Origin of the sequence: Escherichia sp. 10290 (assembly GCF_030295155.1) — a bacterium.
GTDB lineage: Bacteria > Pseudomonadota > Gammaproteobacteria > Enterobacterales > Enterobacteriaceae > Escherichia > Escherichia coli_F.
The window spans coordinates 24554-51068 of record NZ_AP025741.1 but is presented as its reverse complement, the minus strand read 5'-3'; the positions used below and the strand labels follow the sequence as shown (position 1 = coordinate 51068).

19 protein-coding genes and 3 pseudogenes are annotated in these 26515 nt (G+C 49.0%); 11 read left to right on the top strand and 11 right to left on the bottom strand.

All coding sequences use genetic code 11. The annotated features are described in order from the left end of the window. The first annotated feature begins 431 nt into the window (after nucleotides 1-431). The 6 genes and pseudogenes from caiT to caiE all read left to right on the top strand — a co-directional run bounded on the left by caiT (nucleotide 432) and on the right by caiE (nucleotide 7580). Entirely contained in the window at nucleotides 432-1946 is a 1515-nt protein-coding gene (caiT, locus tag QUE74_RS00220; RefSeq protein ID WP_000787108.1) for an L-carnitine/gamma-butyrobetaine antiporter, read from the top strand. A gap of 30 nt (nucleotides 1947-1976) precedes the next feature. Further along, nucleotides 1977-3119: a crotonobetainyl-CoA dehydrogenase gene (caiA, locus tag QUE74_RS00215; protein WP_000347098.1), complete on the top strand. Its 1143-nt coding sequence runs from the start codon at nucleotides 1977-1979 to the stop codon at nucleotides 3117-3119. Between the two features lie 128 nt (nucleotides 3120-3247). After that, entirely contained in the window at nucleotides 3248-4465 is a 1218-nt protein-coding gene (gene caiB, locus QUE74_RS00210) for an L-carnitine CoA-transferase (RefSeq protein ID WP_000349918.1), read from the top strand. A 72-nt stretch (nucleotides 4466-4537) separates the two neighbouring features. Continuing rightward, complete coding sequence (caiC, locus tag QUE74_RS00205; RefSeq protein WP_001355218.1) at nucleotides 4538-6091, top strand: crotonobetaine/carnitine-CoA ligase; 1554 nt, start codon at nucleotides 4538-4540, stop codon at nucleotides 6089-6091. Between the two features lie 108 nt (nucleotides 6092-6199). Next, complete coding sequence (caiD, locus tag QUE74_RS00200) at nucleotides 6200-6985, top strand: crotonobetainyl-CoA hydratase (protein ID WP_001353468.1); 786 nt, start codon at nucleotides 6200-6202, stop codon at nucleotides 6983-6985. A gap of 5 nt (nucleotides 6986-6990) precedes the next feature. Continuing rightward, nucleotides 6991-7580 (top strand): annotated as a pseudogene (gene caiE / locus QUE74_RS00195) (carnitine operon protein CaiE). A 116-nt stretch (nucleotides 7581-7696) separates the two neighbouring features. Here the strand turns inward: caiE and caiF are convergent. The 11 genes from caiF to QUE74_RS00140 form a co-directional block, all read right to left on the bottom strand. Beyond that, nucleotides 7697-8092 (bottom strand): carnitine metabolism transcriptional regulator CaiF, encoded by a 396-nt coding sequence (caiF, locus tag QUE74_RS00190; protein WP_000333125.1) that lies wholly within the window; start codon nucleotides 8090-8092, stop codon nucleotides 7697-7699. A gap of 261 nt (nucleotides 8093-8353) precedes the next feature. Continuing rightward, a complete protein-coding gene (carB, locus tag QUE74_RS00185; protein WP_001126398.1) occupies nucleotides 8354-11572 on the bottom strand; it encodes a carbamoyl-phosphate synthase large subunit in 3219 nt (1072 codons plus the stop codon). A 17-nt stretch (nucleotides 11573-11589) separates the two neighbouring features. Beyond that, the gene (gene carA / locus QUE74_RS00180; protein ID WP_000597260.1) at nucleotides 11590-12738 is read right to left on the bottom strand and encodes a glutamine-hydrolyzing carbamoyl-phosphate synthase small subunit; all 1149 of its coding nucleotides are present in this window, start codon (nucleotides 12736-12738) and stop codon (nucleotides 11590-11592) included. A gap of 455 nt (nucleotides 12739-13193) precedes the next feature. After that, on the bottom strand, nucleotides 13194-14015 hold the full coding sequence (dapB, locus tag QUE74_RS00175) for a 4-hydroxy-tetrahydrodipicolinate reductase (protein ID WP_000543585.1): 822 nt from the start codon (nucleotides 14013-14015) through the stop codon (nucleotides 13194-13196). Between the two features lie 166 nt (nucleotides 14016-14181). Next, nucleotides 14182-15096, bottom strand: coding sequence for a ribonucleoside hydrolase RihC (gene rihC / locus QUE74_RS00170; RefSeq protein ID WP_001239114.1), 915 nt, complete (start codon nucleotides 15094-15096; stop codon nucleotides 14182-14184). Between the two features lie 65 nt (nucleotides 15097-15161). Then, nucleotides 15162-16112, bottom strand: coding sequence for a 4-hydroxy-3-methylbut-2-enyl diphosphate reductase (gene ispH / locus QUE74_RS00165; RefSeq protein ID WP_001166395.1), 951 nt, complete (start codon nucleotides 16110-16112; stop codon nucleotides 15162-15164). Nucleotide 16113: 1 nt separating this feature from the next. Beyond that, nucleotides 16114-16563 carry an FKBP-type peptidyl-prolyl cis-trans isomerase gene (gene fkpB / locus QUE74_RS00160; protein ID WP_000004655.1) on the bottom strand — a complete coding sequence of 150 codons (450 nt, stop codon included), beginning with the start codon at nucleotides 16561-16563 and terminating at the stop codon, nucleotides 16114-16116. A gap of 107 nt (nucleotides 16564-16670) precedes the next feature. Continuing rightward, a complete protein-coding gene (gene lspA / locus QUE74_RS00155) occupies nucleotides 16671-17165 on the bottom strand; it encodes a signal peptidase II (RefSeq protein WP_000083381.1) in 495 nt (164 codons plus the stop codon). Next, nucleotides 17165-19981: an isoleucine--tRNA ligase gene (gene ileS / locus QUE74_RS00150; protein WP_001286887.1), complete on the bottom strand. Its 2817-nt coding sequence runs from the start codon at nucleotides 19979-19981 to the stop codon at nucleotides 17165-17167. The genes lspA and ileS overlap by 1 nt, the downstream gene beginning before the upstream one ends. A 42-nt stretch (nucleotides 19982-20023) precedes the next feature. Continuing rightward, nucleotides 20024-20965, bottom strand: a complete 942-nt coding sequence (ribF, locus tag QUE74_RS00145; RefSeq protein WP_000767324.1) for a bifunctional riboflavin kinase/FAD synthetase — start codon at nucleotides 20963-20965, stop codon at nucleotides 20024-20026. A 7-nt stretch (nucleotides 20966-20972) separates the two neighbouring features. After that, nucleotides 20973-21191, bottom strand: coding sequence for a DUF2575 family protein (locus QUE74_RS00140; RefSeq protein ID WP_001353471.1), 219 nt, complete (start codon nucleotides 21189-21191; stop codon nucleotides 20973-20975). Nucleotides 21192-21293: 102 nt separating this feature from the next. On the opposite strand from QUE74_RS00140, the gene rpsT reads away from it, so the two are divergent. From rpsT to QUE74_RS00115, 5 genes and pseudogenes are all read left to right on the top strand, one after another. After that, a complete protein-coding gene (rpsT, locus tag QUE74_RS00135) occupies nucleotides 21294-21557 on the top strand; it encodes a 30S ribosomal protein S20 (RefSeq protein WP_001274021.1) in 264 nt (87 codons plus the stop codon). Between the two features lie 485 nt (nucleotides 21558-22042). Next, complete coding sequence (locus QUE74_RS00130; protein WP_000651452.1) at nucleotides 22043-23515, top strand: hypothetical protein; 1473 nt, start codon at nucleotides 22043-22045, stop codon at nucleotides 23513-23515. Between the two features lie 243 nt (nucleotides 23516-23758). Beyond that, nucleotides 23759-24292: a fimbrial protein gene (locus QUE74_RS00125; RefSeq protein WP_000759925.1), complete on the top strand. Its 534-nt coding sequence runs from the start codon at nucleotides 23759-23761 to the stop codon at nucleotides 24290-24292. A 50-nt stretch (nucleotides 24293-24342) separates the two neighbouring features. Further along, nucleotides 24343-25024 (top strand): annotated as a pseudogene (locus tag QUE74_RS00120) (fimbria/pilus periplasmic chaperone). A 12-nt stretch (nucleotides 25025-25036) separates the two neighbouring features. Continuing rightward, a pseudogene (locus QUE74_RS00115) lies at nucleotides 25037-26492 on the top strand (fimbria/pilus outer membrane usher protein); the annotation flags it as partial. Nucleotides 26493-26515 lie beyond the last annotated feature (23 nt).

Here is a 26515-nt window from a genome sequence, read left to right as displayed (position 1 = left end):
TGGTGTTAATTACAGATATCACGCCCTTTAATTTGGAAATAAAACTTTAATCACCAATATTGAAAATGTCACACGCAGATAAATCCAACTTTCAATATTGTTAAGTTCCTCACCAATATTGAAAACACGGCGTAGCAAAAAGAAATTTTCAATATTGTTTTATGGATCACCAATATTGAAAGTCAGATGCTATTTTTTTACTCATATCAGAACATAACACACTGATTAATAATCAAAATTAACACAAAAATGCCCTCTATTCACCCGAAACAAAAATGTGATAACAATCACAGAATGCAGCTTGTTGAATACCCATTATGAGTTAGCCATTAACGCGTCCACGAGGTTAATGATAATTATATTAAATGTTAACAAAAATAAAACAAACGGGAACGCAAAATAAATATTCGTTTTCACAGTGGAATTAACTCATGAAGAATGAAAAGAGAAAAACGGGAATAGAACCGAAGGTTTTCTTTCCGCCGTTAATAATCGTCGGCATACTTTGTTGGCTTACAGTCAGAGACCTGGATGCAGCGAATGTCGTTATTAATGCTGTATTCAGTTACGTCACCAATGTATGGGGATGGGCATTTGAATGGTATATGGTGGTGATGCTTTTCGGTTGGTTCTGGCTGGTGTTTGGCCCGTATGCCAAAAAGCGTTTAGGTAACGAACCACCAGAATTCAGTACCGCCAGTTGGATCTTTATGATGTTCGCCTCCTGTACGTCTGCTGCCGTACTGTTCTGGGGATCGATTGAGATCTACTACTACATCTCTACCCCGCCGTTTGGCTTAGAACCGAACTCGACGGGTGCGAAAGAGCTGGGGCTGGCTTACAGCTTGTTCCACTGGGGACCGTTGCCGTGGGCCACTTACAGCTTCCTCTCCGTCGCCTTCGCTTACTTCTTCTTTGTCCGCAAAATGGAAGTGATTCGCCCCAGCTCCACCCTGGTGCCGCTGGTAGGTGAAAAACACGCCAAAGGGCTGTTCGGCACTATCGTCGACAACTTCTATCTCGTCGCCTTGATCTTCGCCATGGGCACCAGCCTGGGCCTTGCTACGCCGCTGGTGACCGAGTGTATGCAGTGGTTGTTTGGTATTCCGCATACCCTGCAACTGGACGCTATCATCATTACCTGCTGGATTATCCTCAACGCCATTTGCGTCGCCTGTGGTCTGCAAAAAGGGGTACGTATCGCCAGTGACGTGCGTAGTTACCTGAGCTTCCTGATGCTGGGTTGGGTGTTCATCGTCAGCGGTGCCAGCTTCATCATGAACTACTTCACCGATTCGGTGGGAATGTTGCTGATGTATCTGCCGCGTATGTTGTTCTATACCGATCCCATCGCCAAAGGCGGCTTCCCGCAGGGTTGGACCGTATTCTACTGGGCATGGTGGGTAATTTACGCTATCCAGATGAGTATCTTCCTTGCCCGCATCTCCCGTGGTCGTACCGTGCGTGAACTGTGCTTCGGCATGGTACTGGGTCTGACCGCATCCACCTGGATCCTGTGGACTGTACTCGGTAGTAACACTCTGCTGTTGATGGATAAAAACATCATCAACATTCCGCATCTGATCGAACAGTACGGTGTCGCGCGCGCCATCATCGAAACCTGGGCTGCTCTACCGTTCAGCACCGCCACCATGTGGGGCTTCTTCATCCTCTGCTTTATCGCCACCGTTACCCTGGTTAACGCCTGCTCTTATACCCTGGCGATGTCCACCTGCCGCGAAGTACGCGATGGCGAAGAGCCACCGCTGCTGGTGCGTATCGGCTGGTCAATTCTGGTTGGCATTATCGGTATTGTTCTGCTGGCGCTCGGCGGCCTGAAACCGATTCAAACCGCCATTATTGCCGGAGGATGCCCGCTGTTCTTCGTCAACATTATGGTGACGCTCTCCTTTATTAAAGACGCGAAACAGAACTGGAAAGATTAATTAACCCACAAAATATCAAGAGGTTGAAAGATGGATTTTAATTTAAATGATGAGCAGGAACTGTTTGTCGCCGGTATCCGCGAACTGATGGCCAGCGAAAACTGGGAGGCCTATTTTGCCGAGTGCGACCGTGACAACGTCTACCCGGAACGTTTTGTCAAAGCACTGGCAGATATGGGTATCGACAGCCTGCTTATCCCGGAAGAGCACGGCGGGCTGGACGCAGGTTTTGTCACCCTCGCCGCCGTGTGGATGGAATTGGGTCGTTTGGGGGCACCAACCTACGTGCTGTACCAGTTGCCGGGTGGATTCAACACCTTCCTGCGCGAAGGCACACAAGAGCAGATCGACAAGATTATGGCGTTTCGTGGTACTGGTAAGCAGATGTGGAACTCAGCGATTACCGAACCAGGGGCTGGCTCTGACGTGGGTAGCCTGAAAACGACTTATACCCGTAGAAATGGTAAGATTTATCTTAATGGTAGTAAGTGTTTTATTACCAGCAGCGCCTACACCCCGTACATCGTGGTGATGGCGCGTGACGGGGCTTCTCCGGACAAACCTGTCTACACCGAATGGTTTGTTGATATGAGCAAACCGGGCATCAAAGTGACCAAACTTGAGAAGCTCGGTCTGCGTATGGATAGCTGCTGTGAAATCACCTTTGACGATGTGGAACTGGACGAGAAAGACATGTTCGGTCGGGAAGGTAACGGCTTTAACCGCGTCAAAGAAGAGTTCGACCATGAACGTTTCCTGGTAGCCCTCACCAACTACGGTACGGCGATGTGCGCCTTTGAAGATGCGGCGCGCTACGCCAACCAGCGCGTGCAGTTTGGCGAGGCTATTGGTCGTTTCCAGTTGATTCAGGAAAAATTCGCCCACATGGCGATCAAATTAAACTCCATGAAAAACATGCTGTATGAAGCAGCGTGGAAAGCAGACAACGGCACCATCACCTCTGGCGATGCAGCGATGTGCAAATACTTCTGCGCCAATGCGGCATTTGAAGTGGTGGATAGCGCAATGCAGGTGCTGGGCGGTGTTGGGATTGCGGGCAACCACCGCATAAGCCGCTTCTGGCGTGATCTGCGTGTAGACCGCGTCTCCGGGGGATCTGACGAAATGCAGATCCTGACGCTGGGTCGTGCGGTGCTGAAACAATACCGCTAAGTCCGTGCGCTGCCTGATGCGACGCTACCGCGTCTTATCAGGCCTACGGGAGTACGAATGTAGGCCTGATAAGGCGTTTACGTCGCATCCGGCAGTCATGCGCTACATAAATTTTTCAGGAGCTAATAATGGATCATCTACCCATGCCGAAATTCGGGCCGCTGGCCGGATTGCGCGTTGTCTTCTCCGGTATCGAAATCGCCGGACCGTTTGCCGGACAAATGTTCGCAGAATGGGGGGCGGAAGTTATTTGGATCGAGAACGTCGCCTGGGCCGACACCATTCGCGTTCAACCGAACTACCCGCAGCTCTCCCGCCGCAATTTGCACGCGCTGTCGTTAAATATCTTCAAAGATGAAGGCCGCGAAGCGTTTCTGAAATTAATGGAAACCACCGATATCTTCATCGAAGCCAGTAAAGGTCCGGCCTTTGCCCGTCGTGGCATTACCGATGAAATCCTGTGGCAGCACAACCCGAAACTGGTTATCGCTCACCTGTCCGGTTTTGGTCAGTATGGCACCGAGGAGTACACCAATCTTCCGGCCTATAACACCATCGCCCAGGCCTTCAGTGGTTACCTGATTCAGAACGGTGATGTTGACCAGCCAATGCCTGCCTTCCCGTATACCGCCGATTACTTTTCTGGCCTGACCGCAACCACGGCGGCGCTGGCAGCACTGCATAAAGTGCGTGAAACCGGTAAAGGTGAAAGTATTGATATCGCCATGTACGAAGTGATGCTGCGTATGGGCCAGTACTTCATGATGGATTACTTCAACGGCGGCGAAATGTGCCCGCGCATGACCAAAGGTAAAGATCCCTACTATGCCGGTTGCGGTCTGTACAAATGCGCCGACGGCTACATCGTGATGGAACTGGTGGGCATTACCCAAATTGAAGAGTGCTTTAAAGATATTGGCCTCGCACATCTGCTTGGCACGCCAGAAATTCCGGAAGGCACTCAGCTTATCCACCGTATCGAATGCCCTTACGGCTCACTGGTAGAAGAGAAACTCGATGCCTGGCTGGCGGCACATACCATCGCGGAAGTAAAAGAACGCTTTGCTGAACTGAATATCGCCTGCGCCAAAGTGCTGACCGTACCGGAACTGGAAAGTAATCCACAGTATGTGGCCCGTGAATCGATCACCCAGTGGCAAACAATGGATGGTCGCACCTGCAAAGGGCCAAACGTGATGCCGAAATTCAAAAATAACCCCGGTCAAATCTGGCGCGGAATGCCATCACATGGCATGGACACAGCCGCCATTTTGAAAAATATCGGCTACAGCGAAAACGACATTCAGGAGTTGGTCAGCAAAGGTCTGGCCAAAGTTGAGGACTAAACGCGTGGCGTCAGTCAGCTTGCCTGACTAGCGCCCGCCCAATAACAAACGACTAAAATGGATAGAGGTGCAATGGATATCATTGGCGGACAACATCTACGTCAAATGTGGGACGATCTGGCGGACATTTACGGTCATAAAACGGCGCTGATTTGTGAATCCAGCGGCGGAGTCGTTAACCGGTACAGTTATCTTGAGTTAAATCAGGAGATTAACCGCACGGCAAACCTGTTTCATACGCTGGGGATTCGCAAAGGCGACAAGGTTGCTCTACATCTCGACAACTGCCCGGAATTTATCTTTTGCTGGTTCGGGTTGGCAAAAATTGGCGCGATTATGGTGCCGATTAACGCCCGCCTGTTGCGCGAAGAAAGCACGTGGATCCTGCAAAATAGCCAGGCGTGCCTGCTGGTGACCAGTGCGCAGTTCTATCCCATGTATCAACAGATTCAGCAGGAAGATGCCACTCAGTTGCGGCACATTTGCCTGACAGATGTGGCACTTCCCGCTGATGATGGCGTGAGTTCGTTTACTCAACTGAAAAATCAACAACCTGCCACCTTGTGCTATGCACCGCCGCTATCGACTGACGATACGGCGGAAATTCTCTTTACCTCCGGTACCACTTCCCGGCCGAAAGGGGTGGTGATTACCCATTACAACCTGCGCTTCGCCGGATATTACTCCGCCTGGCAGTGCGCACTACGTGACGATGACGTCTACCTGACGGTAATGCCTGCATTTCATATCGATTGCCAGTGTACTGCGGCGATGGCGGCGTTTTCTGCCGGAGCCACCTTTGTGCTGGTCGAGAAATACAGCGCCCGCGCCTTCTGGGGACAGGTACAAAAGTACCGCGCCACCGTTACCGAATGCATTCCGATGATGATCCGTACCTTGATGGTGCAGCCGCCTTCTGTGAACGATCGGCAACACCATCTGCGGGAAGTGATGTTTTATCTCAACCTGTCGGAGCAGGAAAAGGACGCATTTTGTGAACGCTTTGGCGTCCGCTTGCTGACGTCTTATGGGATGACGGAAACCATTGTTGGCATTATCGGCGATCGCCCCGGCGATAAACGACGCTGGCCGTCAATTGGCCGTGCAGGATTTTGCTACGAAGCGGAGATCCGCGACGATCACAATCGTCCGCTCCCGGCTGGTGAAATCGGTGAAATCTGCATTAAAGGCGTACCAGGGAAAACCATCTTCAAAGAATATTTTCTTAACCCGCAAGCCACTGCCAGAGTCCTGGAAGCCGATGGCTGGCTGCACACTGGCGATACCGGATACCGCGACGAAGAGGGCTTTTTTTATTTCGTCGATCGCCGCTGCAATATGATTAAACGCGGTGGCGAGAATGTCTCCTGCGTGGAGCTGGAAAATATTATCGCCGCACATCCGAAAATTCAGGACATCGTAGTTGTTGGTATTAAAGATTCGATTCGTGATGAAGCTATCAAAGCATTTGTGGTGCTGAATGAAGGTGAAATATTGAGCGAAGAGGAATTTTTCCGCTTCTGCGAACAAAATATGGCGAAATTTAAAGTGCCCTCTTATCTGGAGATCAGAAAAGATCTGCCACGTAATTGCTCGGGGAAAATAATTAGAAAGAATCTGAAATAAATGAAACGGCAGGGAACTACCCTGCCCGCTAATAATAACGCTCTAAAACAATATGCATTTTTTGCAGGGATGTTGTCGTCCCTGAAAAAGCAAAAATGGAGAAAAGGAATGAGTGAATCATTACATCTGACCCGCAATGGATCAATTCTGGAAATTACCCTTGATCGCCCAAAAGCGAATGCTATTGATGCAAAAACCAGCTTTGAAATGGGCGAAGTCTTTCTAAATTTCCGTGACGATCCGCAATTACGCGTCGCCATTATTACCGGTGCCGGAGAGAAATTCTTTTCCGCGGGCTGGGATTTAAAAGCGGCAGCAGAAGGCGAAGCACCTGATGCTGACTTTGGCCCGGGTGGTTTTGCGGGATTAACCGAAATTTTCAATCTCGACAAACCGGTTATCGCAGCTGTGAACGGCTACGCCTTTGGCGGCGGCTTTGAACTGGCACTGGCGGCAGATTTTATTGTCTGTGCCGATAACGCCAGCTTCGCCCTGCCGGAAGCCAAACTGGGCATCGTTCCTGACAGCGGCGGTGTGCTGCGTCTGCCGAAGATCCTGCCGCCTGCTATCGTCAATGAAATGGTGATGACCGGCAGAAGAATGAGCGCAGAAGAGGCGCTGCGTTGGGGGGTAGTCAACCGCGTGGTTAGCCAGGCGGAACTGATGGATAACGCCCGCGAACTGGCGCAACAACTGGTTGACAGCGCCCCGCTGGCGATTGCGGCGCTGAAAGAGATCTACCGCACCACCAGCGAAATGCCGGTAGAAGAAGCGTATCGCTATATTCGCAGCGGCGTGTTGAAACACTATCCATCGGTTCTGCATTCGGAAGATGCCATTGAAGGGCCGCTGGCGTTTGCCGAAAAGCGCGATCCGGTGTGGAAAGGACGTTAACAACCGTGAGTTATTACGCCTTTGAGGGGTTAATTCCAGTGGTTCACCCGACGGCGTTTGTCCATCCCAGTGCGGTCTTGATTGGCGATGTGATTGTGGGAGCCGGTGTCTACATCGGCCCACTCGCCTCACTGCGTGGTGACTACGGGCGGTTGACGTGCAAGCGGGAGCCAATATTCAGGATGGTTGCATTATGCATGGCTACTGCGACACTGACACCATCGTTGGGGAAAACGGCCATATCGGGCACGGAGCAATCCTGCATGGTTGTGTGATTGGTCGCGATGCATTGGTCGGGATGAACAGCGTGATTATGGATGGCGCGGTCATTGGCGAAGAGAGCATTGTTGCCGCCATGAGCTTTGTCAAAGCAGGCTTTAGCGGCGAGAAACGTCAGTTGTTGATGGGTACGCCTGCCCGCGCTGTACGCAGTGTTAGTGACGACGAGTTACACTGGAAGCAGTTGAATACCAAAGAGTATCAGGATCTTGTCGGCCGCTGCCATGTAGCGTTACATGAAACGCAGCCGTTGAGACAAATGGAGGAAAATCGCCCCCGTTTGCAGGGGACGACGGATGTGACGCCGAAACGGTGATCTTGCCGGATGCGGCGCAAACGCCTTATCCGACCTGGCTGGAGAGCAACCGTAGGCCGGATAAGATGCCAGCATCGCATCCGGCAACCAGACCGCACGGTATCAACGAAATTAAATTAACGACGCATACTCTTCGACAACATCATTTGCCACTTCTGCTCGCGGTTAAGTTCCGTGAGTGGAACGGCAGGAATACGCGGTGTCTTTCTTACGCCGACTAATTTTTCCCGACTGTTATTGCGCAGGCGCGCGTAAATTTGCTCATCGATATCGACCACTTTAACCAGTCGCTGACACTGGCATCCCCGCCCTTCCAGCTTATTAGGGATCATCTTAACTTCGCAGCTTATTTCTGTGACTTCCGACAGAATATAAGTGAGGGTATTAACCGCCTTGCTGTGTTCAATATCGAAATGAATAGAGATCTCTCTTGCTATCACCCACCGATTTTCAGCCATCATCCATTCGGCGATTAACAAGTAGAGTGGTTTTTCAACATATCCTTCACACATACGAACTCCAGTTTCACAAATTAAAAGTCTGGCTATGACTCGTTTTGAAGCAATTAAACAAGGCCATATTAAAATTGTGGATATATCGATAGTATGCAACTTCACCGTCGATAAGTGTGAGCTAAATCCTGCTTATGTCATCAAAAATATCGATTCCCCAAAAGATTTACTTAATGGGCAAAAAAAAACGGTCCTCATCAGAGAACCGTATTAGTTATTCGATCAAATTAGCGGATGAAAAATATCCGCCATGACACGCTATTATTTGATCTGCGCGTGCATTTCCTGCACCGAAATTACTTTTTCAGTCGCATCGGCATTCAGCGCCATCGCGGTAGCGAAACCACCGTTCAGGGTGGTGTCATAATGCACTTTATATTGCAGCGCACTGCGACGAATCACGCGGGAGTCCTCAATCGCACGACGGCCTGACGTGGTGTTGATGATGTAGGTATATTCGCCATTCTTGATACGGTCCTGAATGTGCGGACGACCTTCATGCACCTTGTTCACCAAACGCGGGTTAATACCTGCTTCGCCCAGCACAATCGCTGTGCCGTGGGTCGCATCCAGCTCGAATCCCTGTTTCAGCAGTTTTGCCGCCAGGTCAACCACGCGTTCTTTATCGCCTTCACGCACGGAGAGCAACGCACGACCGTGTTTCTTCATCGTGGAGTTACTGCCCAGCTGCGCTTTGGCAAACGCTTCAGCGAAGGTGCGGCCCACGCCCATCACTTCCCCGGTAGAGCGCATTTCTGGCCCTAACAGCGGGTCAACGCCGGGGAATTTGTTGAACGGCAGCACCACTTCTTTCACCGAGTAATACGGCGGGATAACTTCTTTAGTTACGCCCTGCTCAGCCAGCGATTTGCCAGCCATCACACGCGCCGCCACTTTCGCCAGCGGTACGCCGGTGGCTTTGGAGACGAACGGAACAGTACGCGCCGCACGCGGGTTAACTTCAATCAGGTAGACTTCGTTGTTTTTCACCGCAAACTGCACGTTCATCAGTCCGCGCACCTGCAATTCGAAGGCCAGTTTCTGCACCTGTTGGCGCATCACATCCTGAATTTCCTGACTTAAAGTGTAGGCTGGCAGAGAACATGCGGAGTCACCGGAGTGCACGCCCGCCTGCTCAATATGCTCCATGATGCCGCCAATCAGCACCATTTCACCGTCGCAGATGGCGTCCACATCCACTTCTACCGCGTCATCGAGGAAGTGGTCCAGCAATACTGGTGCATCGTTAGACACGCTCACCGCCGTCTGGAAGTAGCGACGCAGGTCAGCTTCGTCATAGACGATTTCCATCGCCCGACCGCCGAGAACGTAAGACGGACGCACCACCAGCGGGTAACCAATCTCTTTTGCCTTCTCAACCGCCATTTCAATAGCGGTAACGGTGGCGTTCGCCGGTTGTTTCAGTTTCAGACGGTCAACCGCATGCTGGAAGCGTTCACGGTCTTCCGCACGGTCGATAGCATCCGGGCTGGTGCCGATAACCGGTACGCCAGCGGCTTCCAGTGCGCGCGCCAGTTTCAGCGGGGTCTGACCGCCGTACTGAACGATAACGCCTTTCGGCTTCTCAATACGCACGATTTCCAGCACATCTTCCAGAGTTACCGGCTCGAAGTAGAGGCGATCGGAAGTGTCGTAGTCAGTGGAGACGGTTTCCGGGTTACAGTTAACCATAATGGTTTCGTAACCGTCTTCGCGCAGCGCCAGTGAGGCGTGTACGCAGCAGTAGTCGAATTCGATACCCTGACCGATACGGTTCGGGCCGCCGCCGAGGACCATGATTTTGTCACGGTCAGATGGGTTGGATTCGCACTCTTCTTCATAAGTGGAGTACATATAAGCGGTGTCGGTAGCGAACTCTGCCGCACAGGTATCCACGCGCTTGTAAACCGGGTGCAGGTCATACTGGTCACGCAGCTTACGGATTTCTGCTTCACGCACGCCCGCCAGTTTTGCCAGACGCGCATCGGCAAAGCCTTTGCGTTTCAGCTGGCGCAGGAAGTCAGCGTTCAGGCCAGTGATGCCCACTTCCGCTACTTTCTCTTCCAGGCGCACCAGCTCTTCAATTTGTACCAGGAACCAGCGGTCGATATTGGTCAGATTGAAGACGCCGTCTACGGACAGGCCCGCACGGAACGCATCGGCGATATACCAGATACGCTCTGCGCCTGCGTCTTTCAGCTCGCGGCGAATTTTGGTCAGCGCTTCCGGGTCGTCGAGACTCACTTTCGGGTCGAATCCAGTCGCACCGACTTCCAGGCCGCGCAGCGCTTTTTGCAGGGATTCCTGCTGCGTGCGACCAATCGCCATCACTTCACCAACCGATTTCATCTGAGTGGTCAGACGGTCGTTAGCACCAGCGAATTTCTCGAAGTTGAAGCGAGGAATTTTGGTCACCACGTAGTCGATAGACGGCTCGAAGGACGCCGGAGTACGCCCGCCGGTGATGTCGTTCATCAGCTCATCGAGGGTGTAACCTACCGCCAGTTTCGCCGCCACTTTGGCAATCGGGAAACCGGTGGCTTTCGACGCCAGCGCCGAAGAACGGGACACGCGCGGGTTCATTTCGATAACAATCAGGCGACCATTTTTCGGGTTCACCGCAAACTGGACGTTGGAACCACCGGTTTCAACGCCGATTTCACGCAGCACCGCCATCGAGGCGTTACGCATGATTTGATATTCTTTGTCGGTCAGCGTTTGGGCTGGCGCGACAGTGATGGAGTCACCGGTATGGATGCCCATCGCATCGAAGTTTTCGATAGAGCAGACGATGATGCAGTTGTCGTTTTTATCACGCACCACTTCCATCTCGTACTCTTTCCAGCCGATCAGCGACTCATCAATCAGCAGTTCTTTGGTCGGAGAGAGATCCAGACCGCGGGCGCAAATTTCTTCAAACTCTTCGCGGTTATAAGCGATACCACCACCGCTACCACCCATGGTAAAGGATGGGCGAATAATGCACGGGAAGCCCACTTCAGCGGCAACTGCCAGCGCTTCTTCCATGGTGTGTGCGATACCAGAACGCGCAGTTTCCAGACCGATTTTCTTCATCGCCACGTCGAAACGGCGGCGGTCTTCGGCTTTATCAATCGCATCGGCGGTGGCACCAATCATGGTGACGCCGAACTCTTCCAGCACGCCCTGACGCTCCAGCTCCAGCGCACAGTTCAGCGCTGTCTGACCGCCCATCGTTGGCAGCACCGCGTCCGGACGCTCTTTTTCAATAATCTTGCGTACCACTTCCCAGTGAATCGGCTCGATGTAGGTCGCATCGGCCATTTCCGGGTCGGTCATGATGGTCGCAGGGTTGGAGTTCACCAGAATGACGCGGTAACCCTCTTCGCGCAGGGCTTTACATGCTTGCGCGCCAGAGTAGTCAAACTCACACGCCTGACCGATAACAATCGGGCCCGCACCCAGAATCAGGATACTTTTTATATCTGTACGTTTTGGCATGGCTCTTTTACTCCTGATTACTTAGCGGTTTTACGGTACTGCTCAATTAACTCGATAAAGTGGTCGAACAACGGCGCGGCGTCGTGTGGACCCGGACTGGCTTCAGGGTGGCCCTGGAAGCTGAATGCCGGTTTATCGGTGCGATGAATGCCCTGTAACGTACCGTCGAACAGGGATTTATGCGTAACACGCAGGTTTGCAGGTAATGTTGCTTCATCCACCGCAAAACCGTGGTTCTGGGCGGTGATCATCACCACGTTTTTTTCAACATCTTTAACCGGATGGTTGCCGCCGTGGTGTCCAAATTTCATTTTGACAGTCTTCGCACCGCTCGCCAGCGCCAGCAACTGATGGCCGAGGCAGATGCCGAATACCGGGATGTCGGTTTCGAGGAATTTCTGGATGGCAGTAATAGCGTAATCACACGGTGCCGGGTCGCCAGGACCGTTGGAGAGGAAGATACCGTCTGGATTCATTTTCAGTACATCTTCGGCAGATGTTTGCGCCGGAACGATGGTCAGGCGGCAGCCGCGGTCAACCAACATGCGCAGGATGTTGCGTTTGGCGCCGAAATCATAAGCCACGACGTGGAACGGCAACTCGTCTTCTTTTTTTGCTTCTGGCAAGCCGCCAGTCAGCGTCCAGCTCCCTTGTGTCCAGCTATAGGCTTCTGCGGTAGTCACTTCTTTTGCCAGATCCATGCCGTTCAGACCTGGGAACGCGCGGGCTTTTTCTAACGCCAGCGCCGCATCCGGGTTATCGCCTGCGATAATGCAGCCATTCTGTGCGCCTTTCTCACGCAGTAAACGCGTCAGCTTACGGGTATCGATATCAGCAATCGCCACGATGTTATGGCGTTTAAGGTAAGAAGAGAGGTCTTCGGTATTACGGAAGTTGCTGGCAATCAGCGGCAGGTCGCGAATCACCAGACCTTGTGCATGTACCTGAGAAGATTCTTCATCGGCGTCATTAGTGCCGACATTGCCAATATGGGGATAAGTAAGAGTAACGATTTGACGAGAATAGGAAGGATCAGTGAGGATTTCTTGATAACCGGTCATTGAAGTATTGAAAACGACTTCCCCAACCGCCGAACCTGTTGCCCCTATGGCCCGACCGTGAAACTGGGTTCCGTCTTCCAGAACCAATAGCGCTGACTTAATCAAAACACCCTCCAGAGAATATTCACTCACTTTATTTGCATATTAATTCACAATGATGACGTAAATCAATGCAAATCTGCTTACCGACGAATTTCTGGCAAACGGCGGCATTCTGGAGAGATGAGAGCTAAAAGTCAACTTAATGGTGGTATTTTTTATATTATTTTGTGGCTCATGCATGTTTTGCAGGCATTAAGCGACAAAAAGATCATATAACCCGTTCTGGAAAACGCTTGCGCAGCAAGAAGATTGTATAAAATCAAAACGCGTAGAAAAAAGTGGACCAAATGGTCAAAATTTACATTAAAACAACAAAAACAGAAGAGAAAACATGTTATTTTTAGCACGCTATACGCTTTTATAAATAAAAAACTCAAAATAAAAGGGCTAAAAATTAAAGCCCTTTATAATCAATAAATTAAATACGTTATTTTTGCACCATCACAAATGTTTTGTGGTTACAAATTATTGAGATCAAGCACATCTCGCATATCAAAAAGACCACTTTCCTTACCACTCAACCACAATGCCGATCTTACCGCACCGTTAGCAAATGTCATGCGGCTGGAAGCCTTATGGGTGATCTCCAGACGCTCGCCGATATCGGCAAACATGGCGGTATGTTCACCAACGATGTCACCTGCACGCACGGTGGCAAAACCAATGGTGCCAGGCACACGTTCACCGGTATGGCCTTCACGACTGTAGACCGCGCAATCTTTCAGATCTTTATCCAGGGCGTGGGCGATCGCCTCTCCCATTGCCAGTGCGGTGCCTGAAGGCGCATCAACTTTATGTCTATGATGTGCTTCAATAATTTCGATATCGGTGTAGTCACCCATCACTTTGGCTGCTTTCTCCAGCAGCTTAAGCATGACGTTAACGCCAACGCTAAAATTGGCGGCAAAGACAATCGCAATATCGGCGGCGGCGTCACGAATCGCCTGTTTACCGGCTTCGTCAAACCCCGTAGTGCCGATCACCATCCCTTTGCCATGCTGGCGACAAAAAGCGAGATGGTTCAGCGTACCTTCCGGACGGGTAAAATCGATAAACACATCAAAATCATCTTTTATCGCATCAAGGCTGCTTTGCACAGTAACGCCTGTTTTTCCTGCACCCGCCAGCTCACCGGCGTCGCTGCCCAGTAAAGAAGATCCTTCGCGCTCCAGCGCCGCGCCCAGCTGCACGCCTTCTAATGCCAGCGCCGCCTGAATCAACTGGCGGCCCATACGCCCCCCGGCTCCCGCGATGGCAACGCGGATGTTTGCATCATGCATAGCTATTCTCTTTTGTTAATTTGCATAGACCGTTTTCAGAGTAACCAGCGCATCGCTACGCCGCCAGCCAAAAACGCTGATAATTAGAAATTAATGATAAACAGGGAGGGATATCAGTGAAAGGCATGAGTCGATGAATGACTGCATGCCGATAACATGTGACAGGTTACGACGCCAGAGCCAGCACCTCAGCCACCCACTGCTGGAAACCTTTCACATCCAGATCCAGCGCCACCTGCACGTTTGCAGGTTTACTCAGGCAACCATCAATATCAACAACCGTAGTACCTGAGGTAAATTCACCCTGAGTTTCCACCGCCACAAAACACGGTTTGAGAGTGAACAAGTCTGGGCGCACCAGCCAGGCGATGGCGCAGAGATCGTGCATACGCAGACCGCTTTGCATACTGCCGCTACGGTAGTGGCTAAACAGGGCGTGCAACATTTTCCCGGTACGATTCAACTCCGGCAAAGTAGCGAGATAGTCAGGAGTTAATATTGCCTGATTGGTGACATCCAAACCGCACATAACGATTTCGATGCCGCTACGGAAGACACAGGCTGCTGCTTCTGGATCGGCAGCGATATTAAACTCGGCGTTTGGTGTGCAGTTGCCGCGACCGGCAGAACCGCCCATGATCACCAGACGGCGAATATGCGGTTTGCATTCCGGGCATTGTGAAAGTAACAGCGCAATATTGGTTAACGGGCCGATGGCTACCAGCGTAACAGGCTCAGGCGCACGCAGCAGGGCATCACGAATCGCCAGAAATGCGGGTTTGTCCAGTGGGCTTCTGTTGTGCTCGACAAAGTCGTAGCCAGCCATTCCCGATTCACCGTGCACAGATGCTGCATTACGCGGTGCGCGTACCAGCGGCACAGCGGCTCCCTGGGCGAGCGGAATATCCGCATTCCAGAAATGCAGCAGTTGCAGGGCGTTGCGGGTAGTTTTCTCAACCGAAACATTACCCGCGACGGTGGTCATCAGTTGCAGGTCGAGTTCGGGGGCAAAAATCGCGGCGGCAATGGCGACCGCATCGTCAATACCGGGGTCTGTATCGAGGAAGATAGGTAAACGCATGTTTTCTCCATAAAAAATGCCGGTAACAGGACCGGCATTTTCGCATAACTTAGGCTGCTAATGACTTAATCGACTTCACGAATATCGACACGCAGCTCTTTCGGCACTTCGAAAACAATGTTTTCTTCACGGCCTTCCAGCGGGATGGCTTCACCACCGCCCAGCTGCTGCAAACGTGCCACCACATTCTGCACCAGAATATCCGGAGCCGATGCGCCCGCAGTCACGCCGACGCATTTAACCTCTTTCACCCACTCTTCCTGGATATCTTTCGCATCGTCAATCAAAAACGCGCGTTTGCCCATACGCTGGGCCAGTTCCGCCAGACGGTTGGAGTTGGAAGAGTTTTTTGAACCAACCACCAGTACTACTTCCGCCTGTTCTGCCAGAGCGCGTACCGCTTCCTGACGGTTAGTGGTGGCGTAGCAAATGTCATCTTTGCGCGGCCCGACAATTTTCGGAAAGCGTTTACGCAACGCATCGATCACATCAGACGTGTCATCCACCGACAGCGTAGTTTGGGTCATAAAGGAGAGTTTCTCTTCGTTTTTGACCGTCAGTTTCCACACATCGTCCGGCGATTCGACCAGATACATTCCCCCTTCCGGGTTGCTGTACTGACCCATCGTCCCTTCCACTTCCGGGTGACCGGCGTGACCGATAAGAATAGACTCTTCACCACGGCGGCTGGCACGGGCGACTTCCATATGCACTTTGGTCACCAGCGGACAGGTGGCATCAAACACCGTCAAATCACGGCTTTTCGCTTCGTTACGTACCGCCTGAGAAACACCGTGTGCGGAGAAAATCAGGATCGCGCCGTCCGGGACTTCGCTAATCTGCTCAATAAAGATAGCCCCACGCTCGCGCAGGCTATCGACCACGTAGCGGTTATGCACCACTTCGTGACGGACATATATCGGTGCGCCGTAAATGGCCAGCGCGTTTTCAACAATGCTGATAGCGCGGTCTACCCCGGCACAAAAACCACGCGGGTTGGCCAACAGGATCTGCATGTTACGCCTCCAGTGCCGGATCGATTTCCAGCACTTCAATATCAAAATGAACGGTCTGCCCGGCCAGCGGATGATTGAAATCAACGGTAATGGAGTCGCCGTTAATTTCGCGGATCACGCCAGGCATCTCACTGCCATCCATTGCGGTAAAAAGCATGATTGCACCAATTTCTGGCTCGCCTGCATCCATAAACTCACGGCGGGAGAAGTACTGAATCAGGTCCGGTGACGGCACGCCAAACGCCGCATCTGGCTCCAGCGAGAAGGTGGTTTTATCACCCACTTTCAGCCCCAGCAGGTGTTGCTCCAGACCTTCGGAGAGAGAAGCATCGCCCAGGCGGAACAGCGCCGGTTTACCGTTGTTGCGGGTAGACTCGGCGGTGGTGCCATCGTCGAGTTTTAGCGTGAAGTGCACCAGGACGGCGCTATTGCTCTGTACAGATTCAGACATGCAGGTTTGCTCTTATATTTTGAGGATTTTTGCCGGATGCGGCCTACGATTTCACAGCAATCTGTAGGCCGGATAAGATGCGTCAGCATCGCATCCGGCAGGGTTTATTATTGTTTTTTCGCTTTCGAAGGTAAAAAACCTTCCAGCACAATCAGTGCCGCACCGACACAGATAGCAGTATCGGCGAGGTTGAAGGTGGCGAAGTGCCAGTCGCCGACGTAGAAGTCGATCATATCGACAACGAAGCCGTGCCACAGGCGGTCGAACAGGTTGCCCAGCGCGCCGCCAATAATCAGCGCGTAAGCGATATTGTTCAGCTTCTGCGTGGCCTTCGAGCGATACATCATCACTACCAGAATCACGCTAATACCAATCGCAATACCGGCAAAGAACCAACGCTGCCAGCCGCCGCTATCGGCAAGGAAACTAAACGCCGCGCCATAGTTACGCGCATAATGCAGATTAAGCGACGGGAACAGCGGGACCGTATCCCCCAGAGCAAAGTTCTGGAGGATCAGGTATTTGCTGCCCAGATCGATAATCAGCACGACTACCACCAGCCACAGCCAGCGTAGCCCTGTTGAACAGATCGATTGACTCATCAGGCAAACTTACGTTTTTCACCGTCACCGGCGACGTTGCTGACACAGCGGCCGCAGATTTCTGCGTGTTCCGCCACCTTGCCGACATCCTGGGTGTAGTGCCAGCAGCGTGGGCACTTCTCACCTTCGGCTTTACTCAACGCGACTTTCAGCCCTTTGAGTACTTCGCTCTGCTGAGCATCAGCAGGGGCGTCGTTATAGTCTGCAACGGTAGCGCCGGAGGTCAACAGGACAAATCGTAATTCATCGCCCAGCGCGGTCAGTTTCGCCGCCAGTTCCGGTTCTGCATACAAGGTTACTGCCGCTTCCAGCGAGCCACCCACTTTCTTGTCGGCACGTGCTTGCTCAATGACTTTGTTCACTTCGCCACGCACTTTCAGCAGCTCGTCCCAGAACGCATCGTTCATCGCTTCGCTGTCTGCCAGACCAAACAGGCCTTCGTACCACTCGCCGGTGAAGACGTATTTTTCACGTTCGCCCGGCAGATAGCCCCACACTTCATCAGCGGTGAAGGAGAGGATTGGTGCCATCCAGCGAACCAGCGCTTCTGCGATGTGATACAGCGCAGTCTGGCAGCTACGACGCGCCACGCTGTCCGCTTTCGCGGTGTACTGGCGGTCCTTAATGATGTCGAGGTAGAAAGAGCCCATCTCAACGGAGCAGAAGCGCATCAGACGCTGTACCACTTCGTGGAAATCGTATGCTTCGTACGCCTTGAGGATGTCTTCCTGCGCCGCTTTCGCACAACCTACGGCCCAGCGATCCAGTACCACCATCTCTTCCGGTTTCACCATATCTTTTGCCGGATCGAAACCGTTCAGGTTTGCCAGCAGGAAACGTGCAGTGTTACGGATACGACGATAGCTGTCGGCTGCACGTTTCAGGATCTCGTCAGAAACGGCCATTTCACCGGTGTAGTCCGTTGATGCCACCCACAGACGCAGAATATCCGCGCCCAGTTTGTTCATCACATCCTGCGGCGAAACGGTGTTGCCGATGGATTTAGACATCTTGCGACCCTGACCATCCACGGTAAAGCCGTGGGTCAGTACCTGACGATACGGCGCTTTGCCTTTCATCGCGGTGGAGATCATCAGGGAAGACATGAACCAGCCACGGTGCTGGTCAGAACCTTCCAGATACATGTCCGCTGCGTGACCAGCAAATTCCGGACGCACGTCAACAACAGAAGAGTGGGTAGATCCGGAGTCAAACCATACGTCCAGCGTATCCGGCACTTTCACGTACTGATCAGCTTCGTCGCCGAGGATCTCTTTCGCATCAAGATCCCACCATGCCTGAATGCCATCAACTTCAACGCGTTTTGCCACTTCTTCCATCAGTTCGAGGGTACGCGGATGCAGCTCTTCCGTGTCTTTGTGCACGAACAGTGACATCGGTACGCCCCAGGTGCGCTGACGGGAGATACACCAGTCAGGACGGTTAGCGACCATCGACTCGATACGCGCCTGGCCCCAGTCAGGGATCCACTGCACGCCTTTGATCTCTTTCAGTGACTGCGCACGCAGACCTTTCTGATCCATGCTGACGAACCACTGCGGCGTAGCGCGGAAGATGATCGGCGTTTTGTGACGCCAGCAGCACGGATAGCTGTGCTGCATTTTCTCAACGTGCAGCAGCGCGCCTTTTTCCTGTAGCAGCGCAACGACGATGTCGTTCGCTTTGAAGACGTTAACACCATCCAGCGTCGGGTAAGTACCCGGCAGATAAGTACCGTCCGGGCCAACCGGGTTAGCGGTTTCCAGACCATATTTCTGACCGATCACATAGTCGTCCGGACCGTGGCCTGGCGCGGTGTGAACGGCACCGGTACCGGCATCCAGCGTAACGTGATCGCCAAGAATTGCCGGAACGTCGAAGCCCATAAACGGATGGGTAAAGCGCAGCAGCTCCAGCTCCGCACCTTTTACCGTGCCGAGAATGGTGTAATCGGTCACGCCGATACGCTGCATTACGCTTTCAACCAGATCTTTCGCCAGAATCACGGCCTGACCGTCGATCTGCACCAGCGCATAGTCGAAATCCGGTGCAATGGAGATTGCGCGGTTGGCAGGCAAAGTCCACGGTGTAGTGGTCCAGATCACCAGCGAGATTGGACCGTTAACGTTGCTTACGCCAAATTTTGCTTTCAGTGCATCCTGATCGACTGCCTGGAAAGCGACGTCGATGGACGGAGAAGTTTTGTCGTAATACTCAACTTCCGCTTCTGCCAGTGCAGAACGGCAGTCAACGCACCAGTGCACCGGCTTCGCGCCTTTGTGCAGGTGACCGTTGCCGATGATTTTGCCCAGCGCGCGGATGATGTTGGCTTCAGTTTTGAAGTCCATAGTCAGGTACGGGTGCGACCAGTCGCCCAGCACGCCCAGACGGATAAAGTCTTTGCGCTGACCGTCAACCTGGGTCGCAGCGTATTCACGGCACTTGGCGCGGAACTCGGCAGCGGTGAATTTCTCACCCGGCTTACCGTATTCTTGCTCTACTTTCAGCTCGATCGGCAGACCGTGGCAGTCCCAGCCAGGCACATACGGCGAGTCATAACCGGAAAGCCCTTTGGACTTCACGATAATGTCTTTCAGAATCTTGTTAACCGAGTGACCAATATGAATGCTGCCATTCGCATAAGGAGGGCCATCATGCAGAATGAAGGTTTTTTTGCCTTTTTTAGCCGCACGGATGATGCCGTACAGATCATCATCAGTCCAACGCGCCAGCATTCCCGGTTCACGCTTGGCGAGATCGCCACGCATCGGGAACCCTGTTTCCGGCAAATTCAGGGTTGATTTATAGTCACTCATCAGATTCTCGGTTCCGTATTTCGGTTTGATTACATAACAGGCTTAAGCCGGTTTTGTTAGCCCAAAAAATTCGCGGGCGGTTAATTCATCACGCGCAATCTGCGCTTTCAGTTCGTCCAGCGACGCAAATCGCTGCTCATTGCGTATTTTTTTACGCAGCACTACTTGTATATGGCGACCATACAGGTCCATTGCAACATCTAACAAATGCACTTCCAGCTGCTGGCGAATACCGGCAACCGTTGGGCGTGTTCCGATGTTTGCCACGCCGGGTAACGGCTTTTCACCGAGGCCCAGCACTTCTACCGCATAAACCCCTTTCACCGGGGAAACCTGACGGCGCAGCGGTACATTCGCCGTCGGGAAACCTATAGTGCGCCCTAATTCATCACCGTGGACCACACGCCCGGAGATGGCAAACGGGTGCCCCAGTAAACTTTCTGCCAGAGCCAGATTGTCATCCGCCAGCGCCTGACGTACAGCGGTACTGCTGATGCGCACGCCACCTTCGCAAAAAGTTTGCGTACTGGTGATATCGAAGCCGTATTCCGCGCCAGCTTTCTGTAATAACAAGAAATCGCCTTCACGACCAGCGCCAAAGCGGAAATCATCACCTACGGCAAGAAATTTTACCCGCAAATGCTTCACCAGAAGGTCACTGATGAAATTTTGCGCGGTTAACGCCGCGAAACGCCTGTCGAAACGCACGCACAGCACGTAATCAACGCCACACTCTGCAAGGTAACGCAGTTTTTCCCGCAGTCGGGTCAGCCGTGCCGGGGCTTTATCGGTAGCAAACAGTTCCAGTGGTTGAGGTTCAAAAAGCATCACCATCACCGGTAAGTTGCGCTTGCGCCCTTCTTCCTGCAAGCCCTGTAACAGCGCGCGATGACCGCGATGCACGCCGTCGAAATTACCAATAGTCAGCACACACCCTTCTTGCGGGGCCTGGCTGAGATTATGTATGCCGCGTATCAGCTTCATGTCTGGCTCAAAACAGTGAAAATCGTCCGAGTATACCTTGTACAGCGGTCAAGGTTAACCGGCGATTGAGTACCGAAATCAGAAAGAAGTGGCTTTTCATTGCCATGCCGCAAATTACGGGAAGAAACAGACCGCCTGCTGCAATTTTTATCGCGGAAAAGCTGTATTCGCACCACGCAAGCTGGTAGAATCCTGCGCCATCACTACGTAACGAGTGCCGGCACATTAACGGCGCTTATTTGCACAAATCCATTGACAAAAGAAGGCTAAAAGGGCATATTCCTCGGCCTTTGAATTGTCCATATAGAACACATTTGGGAGTTGGACCTTGGCTAATATCAAATCAGCTAAGAAGCGCGCCATTCAGTCTGAAAAGGCTCGTAAGCACAACGCAAGCCGTCGCTCTATGATGCGTACTTTCATCAAGAAAGTATACGCAGCTATCGAAGCTGGCGACAAAGCTGCTGCACAGAAAGCATTTAACGAAATGCAACCGATCGTGGACCGTCAGGCTGCTAAAGGTCTGATCCACAAAAACAAAGCTGCACGTCATAAGGCTAACCTGACTGCACAGATCAACAAACTGGCTTAATCGCCAATTTGCTGAAGCTTTGTGAAAAAGCCCGCGCAAGCGGGTTTTTTTATGTCTGCGGCTTTTGTGATGCCTGAGAGAACACAATGGCGATTGCCAGAGAGTCAAAAGTTGCAGGTGCTTGCAGACATGCCGTTACACTCTCTGGACTCTTCGTGGCTTAAAAATCGCAGAACCATCGGCTGATACATTCTGAATAAGAATATCTACTCAATCTCCAGACTCCCCTACATAGAATGTGGAGATCGTGATACATATTGAGGTCTTAAACTTAAGATCACTCTATTTTTGAATTAAATTCCTATACTCTTTAACCATCCATAAATATCACTTTATTAAATCTAATAAATTATTAACCACAATCAATACAGGTCAAATACTTATTTATAATGTACTTATTAAAAACTAATGAGCGATTTTTGATAGTAATCACATATACTTTAAAATAAATTAATAAAAAAACTCATCAAATTCAAGGACTGATAATGAAAGATGGTATATATACTTTGCCACATTATCTTTATAAATCAAATATAGCAGATAATGAAACAATAAAGGAAACAAGAAAAGACAATTCATTAAAAATATTATGCGAGTATAAAACAGAGTTAATTATTTTATTTGATGATTTTTTTAGAAGCCAACAGTTACCTAAAATATCTCCAGCACTTCATTTTTTATTTCAACAGACTAATTTGATAGATGCGCATTTTTATAGATGTAAAGTCCAAGAACACACAATCCAACTTTCTTTTTTAAAAGACAAAAACATCACATTACTTAGATTGGATGTTTTTGATGACGTCACAAGTGAATATATTACTGAAGATATTAAGATATCAGAAGATTGCCATGTCAAATTCCTTAAATTTTTAAAGACAAACTTCGATCAGGAAATATACGATCAGTTATATACTCCTGAAATATTTTATGAAGCCTGCAAAAAAGTTCAGTCATTTTATGATCATCAGGATACCTTGCTAAACAGAAAATACAGAGAAATAGACAAGAAAAAAGGTTATCTTAGCAAGGAACTCAAAAAGCTAATTAAAATGAATACATACCCTGAGTTATACAATGGGCAATATCAAAAAATCCCTTACTTATCCATCGATGTTAACCAAGATATAACATGGCAGAATTTTAAAACTAGCAACACAGCATATTCACAGCTTTGTGAAAAATTATCATCTTTTAAAATTACGACTAATCAATTAATACAAAAAACAGCTTGCTGCACAACTGAAAAAACGACCACCAATAAATTTAATGTTGTCTTTTCTTACGACGGATATTATATAAAGGAATTCATACTTTTATTACCCTATAATAAATCCATGGAGATTTATGAACTTAACAAGCAAAAAATCCAGTACTTGACTGCTCCAAATATTAACATACATAAAATATTGCTATCAAACTTAACGATAGAAAAGAGCAACCTGACATATGGTTATTATTCCACTTGTATATTATCAAATATATCATGCTTTGAAAGTGACTTATCAAACACAACCTTTTTCAATGGAGAAATAAATAATCTTTTCTTAAAAAAATGTAATATATTTGGAGTATTCTTCATTAAAACAAAAATAAAAAACCTTCTCTGTGAAGATATTATGCCTGTTCGATGGACCACTCAACTTGTCAATAAGTACTTAGGTAACATATATACAGGAGTATTCAAAACACTGGGAAGTATTGATGACAAAGCGTCTCGTTTCGAAATTTTGATTCCATTGGTTCAAACATTAGTTCGCGACAATGTAACGCTAAATAATGATGTGTATCAAGAATTGACTAAGTATATGCACGATTACGACAAAACATCTCCGGAAATGAGTAAATACCTTCAGAGCATCAATGAAAGTATGTTCCTTATGACAAACATCCCTCATCAGGATCCCCCCCCAAAGAAAGATGTTATTCAGAATAAAATTACATCTGATGCATATTAATTCACTGCAGAGAAATAAAAAAACCTGAAACATGCACTCAAATATCCTACTCTTCACTCTAATGAGTGAACCCCAGAACTTTTATAAAGAAGCGAGCAACGAAGAATATTAAACTTTCAACATTTCATCAACTTCACATCAAAAATTTAAAAACTTAAACATTAATATAAATAGTAACAACCTGATCACATAATCAGGTTTGAAAATGAGCAACCTTCCATACTAGTCAATTAAGAATGATTTATGAAAAAGTATATTATTCCGTTCGTGGCGACAACGTTGATATTCAGCGTAACAACCTTCGCCAAGGATATCGATCAAGGAACACTAACCGTTAGAGGAGAAGTTGTTGATACAACGTGTTACTTTGTTAATGGTGATTCAACAACCGATATTGTTGTCGAAGATGTTGTAACCAGTGCAATGAATCAACTTATTAATAATGAAATCTATACTTTAAAAACCGGTTCAACCGCTCATGACTTAGAAATTCAGTGTGATGGCAATACAGCACCAAATATCGAAGTATTAGCCTCAGAGTTTGATGCTAATAACTTTACGTTGAATAAAGGAACTGCTGAAAACGTTGGCTTTGCCTTTTTCCTCGGTGATGGAAATATGACAAGAATATTGCCAGGTGTAAAAACACCGCTGAAAGATAATGGTTCTGGACAATATTTTCTTAATTTAAATGCACAATATGAGCGTACAAGTACCGATCCTGTAACAAAAGGCTCCGTGGAGTCAACCGTGACGATTAAAATCAGTGCAGATTAAATTTTTTATGCCGGTAGCTCTGCTACCGGTATTATTTACGGAGTGATTACGTGAGAATTATAACAGCATTGCTGATGTCATTTTTTATTTTACCTGTTCATGCGGGTGTGGTCATCTATGGTACGCGTATTATCTATCCAGAAAAAAACAGAGAAGTTCTCGTACAGTTAATGAATCAAAGCAAAAATGCCTCTTTGATTCAGGCATGGATCGATGATGGAAACACAACTATCGCGCCAGAAAAAATTCAGGTCCCATTTATTCTCACTCCGCCAGTAAGTCGTGTAGCAGGAGGTTCTGGCCAACAACTAAAAATAAAAAATGCCAAACAATTTACCTCACAATAAAGAAAGTTTATTTTATCTAAATGTTATAGACATCCCTCCAAACAACCCACAAAATGCAGGAAAGAACAAAATTAAACTTGCATTACAAAACCGTATAAAGTTATTTTGGCGTCCCGAAGGCGTAGCGCCGGTAGATAAAAAAAGCCTGTCTCAATTAAATATCAAAAAGAAAGATAATGCCATCTCAATAAACAATGAAACAGCGAACTGGATAACAGTTACAACTATCAAAGCCCAAAATGTGAAAGTTAATAATGAAAGTATATTACTACCTCCATTTTCTAATAACGACATTACATTAAAAAATAACAACGCCTCAGAGTATGAACTAACGGTAGTTGATGATTACGGGAATAATATCAATAGTAAAATCGCTGCAAAATAACAGGTAAAAGTCATGTTAAGAACGACACGATGGGTCGCTGCAATTATTATTTTGTATTCTTTTCCAGGTTATGCTGAAGAAACTTTTGATACACACTTTATGATCGGCGGCATGAGAGGAGAAAAAGTTTCTGAATATCATTTAGATAATAAACAACCGCTTCCAGGAAACTACGAACTTGATGTTTATGTAAACCACCAGTGGCGTGGAAAACAAGATATCATGATCCCAGAGTCACCAGCCAAACCATGTCTGCCTGAGGAGCTGTTCACCAAACTGGGGGTGAAGACCGATAAGATCAATACAGAAGATAATTGTATTTCACTGGATGAAGCAGTTCATGGTGGTCAATATCAGTGAACACCGACTAAATTTAACGATCCCACAGGCGTATATCATTGAACTTGAAAGAGGCTACGTTCCCCCAGAAAGTTGGGATCGCGGCATTGATGCTTTTTATACCTCCTATAATTTAAGTCAGTATCGCTCTTATGACAGCAATAATAACAGTAATACAGCCAGTTATGGCCGATTTAACAGCGGATTAAATTTATTTAGTTGGCAGATACACTCTGATGCCAGCTATAGCAAACCTGATGATATGAGAGGCACATGACAAAGTAATACTCTTTACCTGGAACATGGCTGGTCGCAAATATTAAGCACAATTCAGATAGGAGAAAATTATACATCCTCACTCATATTCGACTCTCTGCGATTTAGCGGAATACGCTTATTTCGCGATATGCAAATGTTACCTGATTCCATGCAGAGCTTTACACCCTTAGTACAAGGTATTGCGCAAAGTAATGCATTGATAACGGTTTCGCAAAATGGCTACATCATTTACCAAAAAGAGGTTCCCCCGGGACCATTTACTATCGCAGATTTGCAACTTTCGGGCAGCGGCTCTGATCTCGATGTCAGCATAAAAGAAGCAGATGGTAGTGTTCGTTCCTTTTTGGTGCCCTACTCTTCCGTGCCCAACATGCTGCAACCAGGTGTTTCAAATTTCGATTTTATCGCCGGACGCAGTAAGATATATGGTGTAAAGAATCAGGAGGACTTTCTCGAGGCAAATTATATATATGGCCTCAACAATCTTTTGACACTTTATGGCGGTACGATTTTATCCGATAACTATAATGCTATAACCCTGGGAAATGGTTGGAATACACCGCTGGGTGCCATCTCTTTTGACGCTACCCGATCGAGTAGTAAGTTAAATAATGATATAACACACGAAGGTACGAGCTATCAGGTTGCCTATAATAAATATCTAGTGCAAACGGCTACTCGCTTTAGCGTGGCCGCCTGGCGTTATGCTTCGCAGGATTACAGGACATTCAGCGACCATCTTTACGAAAATGATAAACACAATCATCATAGTGAATATGATGATTTTTATGATATTGGCAGAAAAAATAGCCTTTCTGCCAATATTATGCAACCTTTATCCACCGGCATAAAAATTGCTCTCAACGATGAACA

What these genes read in the sequence shown, in the direction of transcription:
- fkpB (WP_000004655.1), bottom strand. Translation starts at nt 16,563, where the DNA reads ATGTCTGAATCTGTACAGAGCAATAGCGCCGTCCTGGTGCACTTCACG.
- QUE74_RS00140 (WP_001353471.1), bottom strand. Translation starts at nt 21,191, where the DNA reads ATGTGCCGGCACTCGTTACGTAGTGATGGCGCAGGATTCTACCAGCTT.
- ispH (WP_001166395.1), bottom strand. Translation starts at nt 16,112, where the DNA reads ATGCAGATCCTGTTGGCCAACCCGCGTGGTTTTTGTGCCGGGGTAGAC.
- ileS (WP_001286887.1), bottom strand. Translation starts at nt 19,981, where the DNA reads ATGAGTGACTATAAATCAACCCTGAATTTGCCGGAAACAGGGTTCCCG.
- caiC (WP_001355218.1), top strand. Translation starts at nt 4,538, where the DNA reads ATGGATATCATTGGCGGACAACATCTACGTCAAATGTGGGACGATCTG.
- caiD (WP_001353468.1), top strand. Translation starts at nt 6,200, where the DNA reads ATGAGTGAATCATTACATCTGACCCGCAATGGATCAATTCTGGAAATT.
- caiF (WP_000333125.1), bottom strand. Translation starts at nt 8,092, where the DNA reads ATGTGTGAAGGATATGTTGAAAAACCACTCTACTTGTTAATCGCCGAA.
- QUE74_RS00130 (WP_000651452.1), top strand. Translation starts at nt 22,043, where the DNA reads ATGAAAGATGGTATATATACTTTGCCACATTATCTTTATAAATCAAAT.
- carB (WP_001126398.1), bottom strand. Translation starts at nt 11,572, where the DNA reads ATGCCAAAACGTACAGATATAAAAAGTATCCTGATTCTGGGTGCGGGC.
- caiA (WP_000347098.1), top strand. Translation starts at nt 1,977, where the DNA reads ATGGATTTTAATTTAAATGATGAGCAGGAACTGTTTGTCGCCGGTATC.
- ribF (WP_000767324.1), bottom strand. Translation starts at nt 20,965, where the DNA reads ATGAAGCTGATACGCGGCATACATAATCTCAGCCAGGCCCCGCAAGAA.
- dapB (WP_000543585.1), bottom strand. Translation starts at nt 14,015, where the DNA reads ATGCATGATGCAAACATCCGCGTTGCCATCGCGGGAGCCGGGGGGCGT.
- caiT (WP_000787108.1), top strand. Translation starts at nt 432, where the DNA reads ATGAAGAATGAAAAGAGAAAAACGGGAATAGAACCGAAGGTTTTCTTT.
- QUE74_RS00125 (WP_000759925.1), top strand. Translation starts at nt 23,759, where the DNA reads ATGAAAAAGTATATTATTCCGTTCGTGGCGACAACGTTGATATTCAGC.
- rihC (WP_001239114.1), bottom strand. Translation starts at nt 15,096, where the DNA reads ATGCGTTTACCTATCTTCCTCGATACAGACCCCGGTATTGACGATGCG.
- lspA (WP_000083381.1), bottom strand. Translation starts at nt 17,165, where the DNA reads ATGAGTCAATCGATCTGTTCAACAGGGCTACGCTGGCTGTGGCTGGTG.
- caiB (WP_000349918.1), top strand. Translation starts at nt 3,248, where the DNA reads ATGGATCATCTACCCATGCCGAAATTCGGGCCGCTGGCCGGATTGCGC.